The sequence below is a fragment of the Candidatus Lokiarchaeota archaeon genome (genome assembly GCA_014730275.1).
Classification (GTDB): Archaea; Asgardarchaeota; Thorarchaeia; order Thorarchaeales; family Thorarchaeaceae; genus WJIL01.
Genome location: WJIL01000083.1, coordinates 25,085 through 37,523, shown reverse-complemented (window position 1 = coordinate 37,523; position 12,439 = coordinate 25,085). Strand labels below are relative to the sequence as shown.

At 44.2% G+C, this 12,439-nt stretch carries 10 protein-coding genes; 5 read left to right on the top strand and 5 right to left on the bottom strand.

Annotated features, from left to right (window positions below; all coding sequences use genetic code 11):
• Positions 1 to 107 precede the first annotated feature (107 nt).
• Positions 108 to 4,208, top strand: coding sequence for a hypothetical protein (locus tag GF309_09425; protein MBD3158995.1), 4,101 nt, complete (start codon positions 108 to 110; stop codon positions 4,206 to 4,208).
• Positions 4,209 to 4,243: 35 nt separating this feature from the next.
• Here the strand turns inward: GF309_09425 and GF309_09420 are convergent, their stop codons facing one another.
• Positions 4,244 to 4,837, bottom strand: coding sequence for a GTP-binding protein (locus tag GF309_09420; GenBank protein MBD3158994.1), 594 nt, complete (start codon positions 4,835 to 4,837; stop codon positions 4,244 to 4,246).
• 183 nt (positions 4,838 to 5,020) lie between these two features.
• On the opposite strand from GF309_09420, the gene GF309_09415 reads away from it, so the two are divergent.
• On the top strand, positions 5,021 to 5,890 hold the full coding sequence (locus GF309_09415) for a 4Fe-4S dicluster domain-containing protein (protein ID MBD3158993.1): 870 nt from the start codon (positions 5,021 to 5,023) through the stop codon (positions 5,888 to 5,890).
• Between the two features lie 2 nt (positions 5,891 to 5,892).
• Positions 5,893 to 6,114, top strand: coding sequence for a 4Fe-4S ferredoxin (locus GF309_09410; GenBank protein ID MBD3158992.1), 222 nt, complete (start codon positions 5,893 to 5,895; stop codon positions 6,112 to 6,114).
• A gap of 6 nt (positions 6,115 to 6,120) precedes the next feature.
• Here the strand turns inward: GF309_09410 and GF309_09405 are convergent, their stop codons facing one another.
• Positions 6,121 to 7,263, bottom strand: a complete 1,143-nt coding sequence (locus GF309_09405) for a disulfide reductase (protein ID MBD3158991.1) — start codon at positions 7,261 to 7,263, stop codon at positions 6,121 to 6,123.
• Between the two features lie 388 nt (positions 7,264 to 7,651).
• Here GF309_09405 and GF309_09400 point away from each other — a divergent pair, with 388 nt between their 5' ends.
• Positions 7,652 to 8,473 carry a hypothetical protein gene (locus GF309_09400; GenBank protein ID MBD3158990.1) on the top strand — a complete coding sequence of 274 codons (822 nt, stop codon included), beginning with the start codon at positions 7,652 to 7,654 and terminating at the stop codon, positions 8,471 to 8,473.
• Between the two features lie 35 nt (positions 8,474 to 8,508).
• Here GF309_09400 and GF309_09395 read toward each other — a convergent pair whose 3' ends face one another.
• Positions 8,509 to 8,943: a DUF86 domain-containing protein gene (locus GF309_09395; GenBank protein ID MBD3158989.1), complete on the bottom strand. Its 435-nt coding sequence runs from the start codon at positions 8,941 to 8,943 to the stop codon at positions 8,509 to 8,511.
• Positions 8,944 to 9,342 carry a hypothetical protein gene (locus GF309_09390; GenBank protein ID MBD3158988.1) on the bottom strand — a complete coding sequence of 133 codons (399 nt, stop codon included), beginning with the start codon at positions 9,340 to 9,342 and terminating at the stop codon, positions 8,944 to 8,946.
• 295 nt (positions 9,343 to 9,637) lie between these two features.
• On the opposite strand from GF309_09390, the gene GF309_09385 reads away from it, so the two are divergent.
• The gene (locus GF309_09385; protein MBD3158987.1) at positions 9,638 to 10,975 is read left to right on the top strand and encodes a hypothetical protein; all 1,338 of its coding nucleotides are present in this window, start codon (positions 9,638 to 9,640) and stop codon (positions 10,973 to 10,975) included.
• Between the two features lie 30 nt (positions 10,976 to 11,005).
• On the opposite strand, the gene GF309_09380 is transcribed toward GF309_09385, so the two are convergent.
• Positions 11,006 to 12,436: an FAD-binding protein gene (locus tag GF309_09380; GenBank protein ID MBD3158986.1), complete on the bottom strand. Its 1,431-nt coding sequence runs from the start codon at positions 12,434 to 12,436 to the stop codon at positions 11,006 to 11,008.
• Between the last annotated feature and the right edge of the window lie 3 nt (positions 12,437 to 12,439).

Sequence of the window (12,439 nt, the reverse complement as noted above, 5' to 3'; positions counted from 1 at the left end):
GGTATACTTTGTGAGGATAGGATAATGGGCTCACAGATTCACAAAGGTTGCGATGGATTTATTATTCGGACAAAGCACGCAGGCAAGACCTTGAAGGCGTTTTGTTTATGAAATACAAGATTCTCCTCTTCTTTTTTGCTTTGCTTATGCTCAGTAATGCTCAAACAGCTGGGAAACATACCTCAACATCGCACCCCACGATAAATGGTAGGGGTTTCCAAGCCGCTTACACCCCACATGGCCCGATTTCCATAAATAGTGATAGTGATTTCGAAACCCAGGGGTGGCCAGGAGACGGATCGAAAGCAAATCCGTATCTAATTGAGGGATTAAATATAACAACTAGTGGTCTTTGCATTGAAATCGACTCAACAACCGCTCATTACAAAATCGAGAATTGTTTGCTATCTGCACCCAGTCCCACGAATAATCATGGCATGTATCTTTTCTTAGCACCTAACGGGACTATTCAGGATTGTGTGATGGAAAAACATCAAAGCAACATCTGGCTTAGTACTTCTAACAACTGTACTTTCAAGAACAATACTATTTCTGAAGCAGGCCGCAATGGAATACAAGTAGTGCAATCCAATCAGTGCGCTCTAATTAACAACACTATCGCCAACAATTCGGAATCTGCAATCAAAGCAAATGGGATGACTAATTTCACAATTGCCAACAACACCTTCCAAAACAACGGGCTCGTTTTCTCAGAAAGTGACCAAATCGAATACTGGGTCACGCACGATATATCAGAAAACACGGTGAACGGGAAAGATCTCGCTTATCTCAAGAATTTGAACAACACCGAGATAGACGCAAGCACCCACGGGCAGACCATCCTATTGAACTGCAATAACATTACGCTTGAAAATGGCACATATAATAATGCGTCTCGAGGGATTCAATTTGCATTCTGCACCAACGCAACAATCAGAAATAATACGGTCCAAGGGTGCAAATCCGGGATATTTCAGTACAAGTCGCACGAATCTCAAGTGTTTAATAATACAGCATATGCCAACGACTTTGGTTTTGACATTTCGTCTGAGAACTGCACAGTAACAAACAACACAGCCACGGAAAACAGACGCGGAATGGATATCTCTTGTACTAACAGCTCATTTTCTGGAAATGAAGTAATAAACAACTCGCAGGATGGCTTCTTTATCCAAACGATCGACTGCAATTTTACACAAAACGTAGTAAAGGGAAATCACATCGGTCTGAATCTAGAGTATATCGAGACCTCCAATTTCACTATGAACGAAGTGCAAAACAACACCGAATCCGCATTCTATCTTGACAGAGTTTACTGGACCGCATTCTCAAACAATACCATTTCAAAAAGCGTGTACGGGATGTATATCTCAAGAGACGTATACCAATGCTCACTCCACAATAATACATTTCAACAAAGCGGAATCTACTTGGGAGGTGATTCGCTTAGGGAGTGGATAACAAGCGAAGATGGAAACACTGTAAATGGAAAAGCGCTGGGCTATTTCAACGGGGGTAACGACACAAAAATTGACGGTAGCCAATATGGACAAATGGTGGTTGTCAATTCATCTTTCGTAGAGGTCGAGACTGGACTCTATGAAAATGCTACAGAAGGAGTATGTCTGCTATCCTGTGACAACTGCACAATCAGAGGAACTTCCTCGGCGAATAATTCCGCTAATGCATATAGGTTAATCCAAACAGAAGACTGCACTCTTGAAAACAACACTGCGTTCAATAGTGTCAATCATGGTTTCAGCGTACGCAGTTCGAATCATATCCATTTGGAAAACAATACGGCACTTAAAAACGCTCATCATGGTTTCTGCCTTCTCTATTCGGATTTCATAGTATACCAGAATAACACTGCAAAGCAGAATTCGGATAATGGATTTCATCTAGCTGGTACGCAATGGAACACGATGACAGATGTTACATTGAACCGAAATACTGCAAGTAACAACACCAATTACGGGTTCTTTGTTGAATACGCCAACTACTGTAATCTAACAAACAACCTTGCCAATGATAATGTTGAATGCGGCTTCTGGATTGACAGCTCAGCCAATCTTAATCTTACTGGTAATCAAGCCACTCAGAATGGGATAAACGGAATCTCTATACGTGAGACAGATAATGGCCATCTACACACCAATACTGTCACCAGCAACTCATTCAGTGGTTTCAGTTTGGAGAACTGCATTGGGTGGATACTCACAAACAACTCTGCGGTTGCTAACCAGCTGGGATTCAGCTTTGATTCAGCAGTCAATCACAGTCTTGAAGAAAATTCTGCAATCGCGAATCTGTATTTTGGTTTCAACTTCGCGAAGTCAAGTAATCTGAACCTTACGGATAACAATGCAACATGCAATGACTTGACCGGTTTCAATTTTGATGATTCAGATGATTGCGTTGGTCTCAACAACACAGCTATTCAAAATGGTGTGGGAATAGAATTGGATGCCGCATCTGAGAATAACCTCTTCTACAGCAATAATATTGGCTATAATCATCACTACAATGGGTTTGATGATAGCCAATCTACTACTTGGGATAATGGGACCATTGGAAATTGCTGGTCAGATTATGCAGGTTCAGGCTCCTATCTAGTAGATGGTCTTGCTATGAATGTAGATAATCACCCATGCTTACTCGACTTATATCCTCCAACAGTAAATCAACCTCAAGATGTCAGCTATGAGTTGGGAGGAGTAGGCAATTCAATAACCTGGACAGCATCAGACCAGGGCTTAGATTCCTACATAGTTTACAGAAACGGCACCGCCATAGATTCAGGCATCGCCGAAGGTGCGAATCTCACTGTTGATGTGGATGGACTGGATCTCGGCGTGTACAACTATACAATCAGTATCAATGATACTCTAGACAAGATTTCGGTAGATAGTGTGTTCGTAACAGTTTTCGATTCTACTTCACCGGAAATAAATCGTCCAGAAGATATAGACTACGAGCTGGGTTCAACAGGCAATACAATCATCTGGGATCCGGCAGATTTAGACCCAGATTCATATCGGATATACAGAAATGCCAGTCTTATCGAGGATGCGTCCTGGGACGGATTGACTATTGAGCAGAGTATTGATGGTCTTTCTCTTGGAACACATAACTTCACTATTGCAGTTGTCGACACCAGCGGCAATGTTGTCACGGATTCGGTAATGGTCTCGGTCATAGATACTACCGCACCTGCAATCGATCCATCAGATGACATCCAATACGAGCTCGGTTCAACAGGACACTCAATCAACTGGAATGCTTCTGATTTGGACCCGTCATCATATGAGATACATGTGGATGGCAGCATCGTTCAAGACTCGTCCTGGAATGACTCCAACGTGGAATATGATGTCGATGGTCTTTCACTTGGTTCACACAATGTTATGATTATCCTCCATGACTCTAGTGGGAATTATGCAAGTGATACCGTCATTGTCTCTGTGACGGATACTATTCCCCCAAATATTGATTCGCCAGTAGATGTGGAATACGAACGGGGCTCGACAGGAAATTCAATAGGCTGGGTTGTTTCTGACTTGGATCCTCAGATCTACAACATACACAGGAATGGCATACTTGTCCTGAGTGAATCTTGGGATGGCTCAAACATCGAATACGACGTCGATGGTCTTTCAGTTGGAGAGTACAACTTCACACTGACTGTCTATGATGGCACAGGTAACAAGGCCAGCGATACAGTCACCGTTGATGTAATCGACACGGTTGCTCCTATCATCAGCTCTCCTGAAGACATCATATACGAAGTGGGTACAACCGGCCATAGTATTTCTTGGAATGTTAGTGATGCAGGAATGGTGACGTACTCTGTGTTGAGAAATGGAACAGCTCTGTATGACGGAAAATGGAATGGCTCGGATATTGTGGTCGATGTCGACTCACTCGCGCCGGGCACATACAACTTCTCTTTAATCGTTACAGATGAAGGAGATAATCAGGCAAGGGATTCAGTACTAGTGTCTGTGCTCCCCGAAACTGATACGACAACGACTACAACCACTACAACCACAACCGACACAACATCAACAACAACCACGGGAACAACACCGCCACCAGGTCCGAACCCGATGATGATAGCCTTGGCAGCAGGTGTTGCTATAGCGGGAATCGCCCTGATAGTGGTACTCTTCATTGTTCCGAGAATGAAACTGGAAGGGCGATTGTAGATTCGCATGACCAATCAGAACAGAAACAAGTGATTTCATACGCCAATGTTAGGTCGGTCTGAATGGCTAGCTGATACCTCGTGAGGGGGGTATTTCGTATAGAGGGTTTTCGCGATTCGGGTAAAGGCTTTGCTCACGTTATACCCCGTCTTGGCGCTTGTTTCATAGAATGGCCAATTGATTTCACTTGCGTACCGTCTTCCATCCAGGGAGTTGACTTCACGTTCATCGTCTAAGTCAGATTTATTTCCGAATACCATTCCAAGCTTGCTATCTGAACCAAAATCGGGTACAGAATCGATGAGGCCTTCATACCAGTGTTCAAGTCTGTCAAAACTTCGTTGATCAGAAATATCGTAAACCAAACATGCGAAATGTGCTCCCTGATAGTATTTTGAGCGTAGCTCATCAAAATCAGCTTGGCCGCCCAAGTCAATCGCTGTAAGAATCACAGGTGTTATTTCCTCGATGTTGAAAGCTACGGCACTCAAGTCGACACCAACAGTTGCGGTATATTCTTCATCGAATTCGTCGAGGAGTAGTCTCCGAATCAAAGAGGATTTGCCAACGCTGGCATCACCTATCAAAATAACCTTGTACACCGGAACCGAAGATTGCTTGGTCGACATCCTGTTTTTTCTGAAGTTGTTCACCTAATAATCTATTCATATTGTCTTCAACTCGGCCCATATGTGCAGTTGAGGATTCGGCTTGACTAGGGAATGGTCCGATTCTTCCTATGCTGATTCAGGGAAAGCAATTTAGGGGATAATGCAAACGATTCTGCAATCTGCGGTTTGAAGGTGACCAAGATGTGCGAGTGGTGCTATAAACATGGAGCTGGGAAGAAGTGGTATCTCAACTCGAAAAACTACCTGGAAGAGACTGCCGAAGCTGTCGGGGCTCACGAATATATCTATGAGCTGTGGAAACACTTTGAGAAGGTATATCTCCAGAAGATATTCGGCATTTCAACTAGGGGACCGGGCTACAAGTTTAGTATTCCAGTTGTAGGCCGTGCAATCAAATGGTACATCAACAGTTGGTTCACCAAAGAGAAGCCACTGAAAGGCAGAAATCCACGGAGAGCTGAAGGGCATCCCGGTCAAGTGGTGCCGCTTGAGGACGCTCAGCACATCCTAGAACTTGCAGACCCAATTCTCAAAGTCAACTGTGCTTGCAGACATATGACTCGTGGCATCGAGGATCCCTGCTGTCTGGCCTTCGGAGCACTCGCGGAAATGGTGCCAAAGCTTCCTAGATACATCCCGGAGCATGGTGCAGAACGATTGCACATTGACGAAGCGAAAGACTTCGTGGAAAAAATGAACCGAGGAGGAAGAGTCAACACTGTGTGGTTTGGCCCGGTTCCGTACATCGCTGCTCTTTGCAGCTGTGAATATCCTGAGTGCGCAGCTACGAGGCTTCGCATCGATTATGGTCTTAATGCGTTATACAAAGGAGAATACGTTGCAAAGGTAGATTTCTCCAAATGTACTGGCTGTGGTACTTGTGCTTCACGCTGTCAATTTGGAGCGTTAACATTTACCGATTCAATGAATCGCCCCTTCATTGATGCTTGGAAGTGCTATGGTTGTGGGTTATGTGCCACAACGTGTCCGGAGGGAGCTATTGAGATGGTTGACAGAACAGCCGTTCCCGCGGTCAAGGACGAGTGGTAACAATGAAGACAGATATCGTCGTCAACTACGACAAATGCGGCGACCCCCGAGAATGTAAGAAGTGCTTGCAGATTTGCGCCCCTGCTTTGTTCTTGCTCTACTCTACAGATGATGAAAGTGACGATCCAGATGTCTGGCGGGTAGATGTAGCATTTACAGATCTTTGTACAAGGTGCGGAGACTGCGTTGAAGTATGTCCAAAAGAAGCAATCACATTGGTATGACTATCGTCATATTAGCATACGCTCGATAAGCTTCACCAAGTCGAGTATTTCAGGATCACCATCTTTTCTTGCGTCGCTTAGATTTCTTTTACAAAAAGGACACGAAGATGTAAGAATGTCAGCCTCTACGTCCTTTGCATGTTGAATTCTCTGCTCTGCACTCCAAATTGCAAAATCATTGAAACCTGCTTTCACTCCTCCGCCTGCCCCACAGCACCACGCATTTTCCCTGCTCGCTTCCATTTCAACAAAATCAACTGGAAGAGATTCAATAACATCTCTTGGAGAGTCATATTCCCCACAGTGCCTACCTAGATGGCATGGGTCATGATATGTTACCGTGCGAGTGTCAATACCACTACGTAGTTTGAGTCTATCATTATGCAGCAGTTCTGATAGAAGTTCTGTGACGTGAATTATTTCTGGAGGCGTGAATCCTAGTTTAGGGTAGTCCTTGCTCAGAGTTCGATAACAACCTGCACAAGAAGTGAGTATTCTGGTTGATTCAGCTTTATTGAAAGCTTCAACATTGTGTTTTGCTAGAGACTTGGTCAAATCCATTTGTCCCGTTCGTAAGAGAGGAGAGCCGCAGCAGTATTCGTCAATGACAGTAAATTCAACCCCTGCTTTCTCAAGCAATGAGAGGGTCGCATCACTTATTTGTTGTTCCCTATAAGTGGATGTGCAGCCAATGAAATAGACCAGATCTGCTTGCTCAGGAAGGCCCAATTGCTCTGCAGTTAATCGGTCATGATGAGGTTCACCATAGGGATTATGATTCTTCTCAACACTTTTTGCAAAGCGCGAATGCGAGGGAAGAGGGCCAATTTTCTCAACTGCTCTTCTTCTCAAATCTTCCATGAGGTCAACGATGATATCCTGATGTGGAGCTTGACATTGAACTTCGCAGTTTCCGCATAGAGGACATGCGAAAATAGGAAGCAAGAGATCTTGATTCCATTCCAGCTCTCTCTGTTCAAGGGCTTGGGCGATCTTGATTCTTCCAGAGGCATAGAATGACTCGAAATTGAACATTTCTCCCGAGGGGCACGAAGGCGAATAATCCCTGAATATGTATTTGCAAGTGCTACATTTGATGCAACGATGGAGCCATTCTTCTTGTTCAAGAAGATCTGAGTGGATGTTCATCTCGGTCTCAATGTTAGTGAGAGCTTATAGGAGTTGTCTCTGTTATGACAGTCTCAAATCGGAGGGGGAATTGTCGGAATTAGAATCAGTCTAGAAAGTTAGTGGAAAGATGCTAGCTACCTAGTGAATTACATAATACTGTCTGGGTCCTCATTCTCCACGCTTCGTTTCCAACACACCAAAGGTAAGAAAGACAAACAAGGATTTCTGTGGGAGAAGAAATAGTAGTTTACACAACAAGAGCTTATAGGGTTATCTTGCATCTATCAGTTTACATGGTCCACCCTTTGTTGCCCACTCCTCATATGCTTGCCACCGCATGAGGTTTGGAGCTGCGATTTGTGGAAACCGCGATAATTGAAAGGTGCACGCCCAGGTGAGTCGCCAGTTGAGCAGAAGCACAAATCAACCAAAAGAATGGCCCGGTGTTATAGTAGTCAGTCTGATATTCATCACAATCATGTGGTGGGACAGCGTGTCAATCCTTCTCCAGACCATAGCTGCGGCCCTATCCGTAATCTATTGCTTTTTCGGAGGTACGGGTATGTACAAAGCTGCCTCAAGTATCTCAGACCTACTAGATGTTTCAACCCGCAAATTTGCAGCAGCAATCTGGTTGTTATTCATGTTTCTTCCAACTGTTGCCACCGTTTTTTTCCCATCAAGCAACCTCACTGACCCAGAGCTTGCAAGAATACTATCGTTGGGTGAAGCCGTTGTGAAAGTGAGCAAGGCAACTATGTTCATATACGGCTTTGGCTATGTTGTTCTAGTTTTGCTAGGATGGGTCGTATTGACAGCGATGCGTAATCCAGAAACCAAGAATGCCTCTTGGGTGTATCTACTTTCCGCCTATGTCTTGGTCATTGGCATAGTTACTCTTTTCATAACTCTTCAAGTTGCAGGTGCATTCTGGTTTCCTAGCTGGATTCCATCTGTTAACTCTATGAGCATTTTGCCCATCGTCTGGTGCTTAGTTTCAACAGTGGGAATGATGATTCAAGCATTGACTCCAAGTGCAGTCCAGAAGGTTTCTGATACAATCCGCCTTATGCCCTCTCATTACCGAATGCTGATTGCGGTTGGATTCCTCCTATTTGTTGGCCCAACCTATCTCTATTTCTGGAATCCCTCTTTTCTCCTATACATAATTGGTACCGCTTTCATCATCTATCCAGTTCTGCACACGATAGAGAATAGTAGTTACTGAATTTCGATTCTACGTGGTTGTTTCCAAGCTGAATCTTATAATGACTGTTTTTGATCCAAGTATTCTCTTATGAAGGACACAAACGAGCGAGCATCTGATAATACTCTTTCCAAAGAGCTCCAAAGGATATCATAGTCAGCATCTATGTATCGGTGAACAAAGATATTTCTCAACGAGACCAAGTTCTTTAGATTCTTAGTGAGGTTCTTCGGAATCACCCTATGAGTTCCTAGCAGTTCAATAGCCTCTTTGTAAGTCTCGGGAATGCCCCAGTTACTCTGAGCGATTATGTGACTGCCAATGTCTACTATTAACTGACTGATATTCTCTATTGCTTTTGCTGAGGCCCTTAGATTTCGTCCGTCACCAATGAACTCATCATGAGTCATCTCTTCCAGCTGCTGAATGAACTGACACTCTTCCAGATTTGAAGCCAATCTTCTCTTAACGATGATTTCATCAATAGCCAATTATCTAGCTCCCTCCAAAGACTCCTTAAGAAAACGTTCCTCAAAGATTCTATAATCTGGATAATATTTCAGCACCCTCTCAACAAAATATGCCCACTCGTTTCCTGTTCTGTCGTATAGGACTTTTCCATCACGAGCAATTCTATATTTCAAAGTCCAGTTTATGTCCTGCATTAACACAACATCTACATCTTGTAGAGGGCCTTCAAATTGAGAAATTGCACGCAGTCGAAGATCAAATCGCTCATGTCGGTCTAGGCCGCTTGCACCAATTGCGATGTCCAAATCACTCATTTCAGTTGCTGTTCCTCGAGCTTGAGACCCGAATACCACTATCAAATCAATGTGTTCTGGAGCAAGCTCTATGGTTTTCTCTTTGAGCTCATCTTGGGAAATCAATGACCAGACCTTCTTTCATTAGGAACAGAGTGAAAGCTATTAAGGAATTTGGCTATTCTCCCAATCGGCATATTTCATCACGATGCCAGACCAAAACTAAATCACTCATAAATACAAAAGGAAATGAAAGTACAATAACTCGATATTCCTTTGACGATTCTTCTCCAAGGCAGGTAGTAATCTCTTCATTCTTTGAACTAATCATATGACCTGCTAGAGTTCATTGGTAAAACCTTAAAATTGGTCATAGTTTGTAATTACATATATTAATTAAAATCGACGTAGAGATGATAAAATGTTACAGCACTCTCTCTGGACAAACCCTCTTTTGATAATTGGAGCCGCGATTGTCTTAGCTTATGTCGGAGCAACAATACTGAGAAGAATCGGAATTCCTCAAACCTTAGGATTCATGATTGCAGGGATTATTCTCGGTCTAGTTGGAATTTTCACAAACGACGCAGTACGATTTCTAAATATGGTAGTACCTCTTGCCCTGGGTCTTATTGGCTATAATATTGGTCAAGAATTGCATCATGGGAATCTAGGCAATCGGATAAAAAAGCTCTCCGTCGTTGTTATCATCGAGGCCACCGCAACTTTCTTGCTTGTCAGCATTGTAACGTACTTCTTTGTTAGTAAATTGCACTGGGCGTTTCTTTTCGGTGCCGTCGCAAGCGCCACCGCACCTGCTGCAACCGCTGATGTCATTTGGGAGGGTGAGTGCAAAGGTCCATTGACATCCTCGCTAATGTTTGTGCTTGCCGCCGACGATATAGCCGCCATTATTCTCACCAACTCTGCCATTGCGTATGCATTATGGATCTACAATTCTGCTACAGGTCCTCTATTGTATATTCTCCTTGTTCCCCTCGCCAAGATTCTGGGTGCTGCATTGATTGGCGGTGTATTTGGTCTGTTGTTTGCAAGGATTACTGAGTATGAACCTGATCGTGCCAGCATTCTGGAAGCAGAAATAGGTGTAGTGATTCTGCTGGTGGGCATCGTACACGCCTTGGAATTCAGCGATATTTTCGCCGCGATGGTTTTTGGGTACGTAGTTAGCAAACGGCTCCCTAGTGATGCAGAAACTGTTCCTCATCTCATGCAGAAGATAATGTCCCCAATCATAATGCTGTTCTTTGCTATGGTAGGAGCAAGAATGGCTCATCTCTTGACGGTTTCGACAACTCTAATCTCCATTCTAGTAGTAGCGATTTTGTATCTGGTAGTTCGAACGGGTGCAAAATACATTGGAGCACGCGTGGGTGCAACCCTCATGAAGGAGTCACAGGTAACTAAGGAATACCTTGGGACCTGCCTATTCTGTCAAGCAGGGGTAGCGCTAGGATTATCATTCATAATTGAGGAACAATTCGTTTCACTGGGAGGAGAAGCTGCGACTATTGGGAGCCTGCTCTTGGGAGTTGTTGCGTTATCTACGATGGCATTGGAAGCTATTGGGCCCCTTGCAGTTAAATGGAGTCTCTTGAATGCCGGTGAATTGCCAGCAGATGGGGATGCATTTGATCCACACATACTTGGATCTAGCGAAGACGCCCACTATGAGCAACCAGAAAATCCCTGTGAAGCTGAGATGAAGAAAGAAGTTACGCAGAAGGCGAACAAATGAATCTCATGAATCAGCGCCAAGGCACCCAATCTAACTATCTATGGCCCATCGTCCAGGATTCATGATGCCATTTGGGTCAAGGAATCTACGGAGCCTTCTCAGCAATTTGAGGTAGCCCGAATCAATCCTCCTCTGGAGCTTCCTTGCAGCCCAAACAGGCGTTTTGTACGGAATCGCTCCCAAACCCAGAGCAAAATCCAAGAGCTCATCATTGCATTTCCTAACCTTCTCCACAATGTGTGATTCTTTCTTGAATCGGATGATGAATTTGAACTCTGCAAAATGCATTCCGTTCATTGGTTTCAGGAATGCCATCAATTCAAAACCATATTTCTCAACAATAGAACGGCCGCCCGTCAAGGCTTCTCCCCAATGCTTTGGATGAATATAGGTGCCGCACCACGTGAGGCCATCAAATTCAGTCAGGACCTTGAATGCGTCTGACGGAAAATCAATCCATGATTCTGCCTGGGACCCCATCATCTTGCTTACAGTGTCCCAGTCTACGAGGAGATGCTTCTCTCCATGCTGGTTTGCCTTTTTCACAAATGCCTCGATTACCGCCATCTTCTCTGAAACTTCCACTTCAGTATTTCCAGACACAGCTAGCACGGTTCCATAGTCTGGTTCGCCTTCTAGGGCGTTGACAGGATATTCAGCTCCAAGAAGCATCTTCACGATAGAAATAGACATGCAGTCAGCATCCTCAAGAACTTGACTTGAAGCAATCTGCTTGAGAAGAGTTGTTGTCTCTCGTTCTCCAACAGTGAACAAGGCGGCATGTTTCTTATGCTCAGGCTTGGGCCAGATTTTCAGAGCCATCTTCGTAACGATACCACTCGTTCCTTGCCAGCCTGAGAAAAGACCTACAAGATCAGGAAGAGGGTACCGCCCAAACCAGTTGCTTTCGCCTAAGATTCCCGAACCAATTTGAACAACTTCACCAGTTGGCAGAACAGCTTCAAGCCCATTGATGAAGTCAGCCATCGCGCCGTGTTGAGTTGAAAGGTCGCAAAGCCCCTGGAGAAGGGCATTTGCTACTACCGATGTGTATGGAGGGGCGAGGGGGTAAGTGTATCTAAATTCCGGACACTCGGTTTCCAGTGCTCGCTTCAAATGACCAAATGTGACTCCGGGTTCCACAAGAACGTACATCGCGTCCCGATCGATTTCAATAACCCGATTCATCCGCTTCAGGTCAACAATAACAGCTCCTTCAACCTGAGGAATAGTAAGCCCACCCACACTCTGTCCAGTTACGTATGGAATCAAGGGAGTTAATGTTTCATTAGCCAAATTAACAATTGCTTGTATCTCATAGACAGTGTCCGGCATGACAATAAAATCAGGTTGATGACCTGGATTCTCGGTCATATCAAAAGAATAGATGTATCGGTCAGCCAGGTTATCTGTGACATATTTTGATCCGACTATTTCAATCAGCCTATCTTTGATATTCATATC

Excerpts from the sequence above, each read along its gene's own strand:
- GF309_09425 (MBD3158995.1), top strand. The coding sequence starts at position 108 with ATGAAATACAAGATTCTCCTCTTCTTTTTTGCTTTGCTTATGCTCAGT.
- GF309_09420 (MBD3158994.1), bottom strand. The coding sequence starts at position 4,837 with ATGTCGACCAAGCAATCTTCGGTTCCGGTGTACAAGGTTATTTTGATA.
- GF309_09415 (MBD3158993.1), top strand. The coding sequence starts at position 5,021 with ATGTGCGAGTGGTGCTATAAACATGGAGCTGGGAAGAAGTGGTATCTC.
- GF309_09410 (MBD3158992.1), top strand. The coding sequence starts at position 5,893 with ATGAAGACAGATATCGTCGTCAACTACGACAAATGCGGCGACCCCCGA.
- GF309_09405 (MBD3158991.1), bottom strand. The coding sequence starts at position 7,263 with ATGAACATCCACTCAGATCTTCTTGAACAAGAAGAATGGCTCCATCGT.
- GF309_09385 (MBD3158987.1), top strand. The coding sequence starts at position 9,638 with ATGTTACAGCACTCTCTCTGGACAAACCCTCTTTTGATAATTGGAGCC.
- GF309_09380 (MBD3158986.1), bottom strand. The coding sequence starts at position 12,436 with ATGAATATCAAAGATAGGCTGATTGAAATAGTCGGATCAAAATATGTC.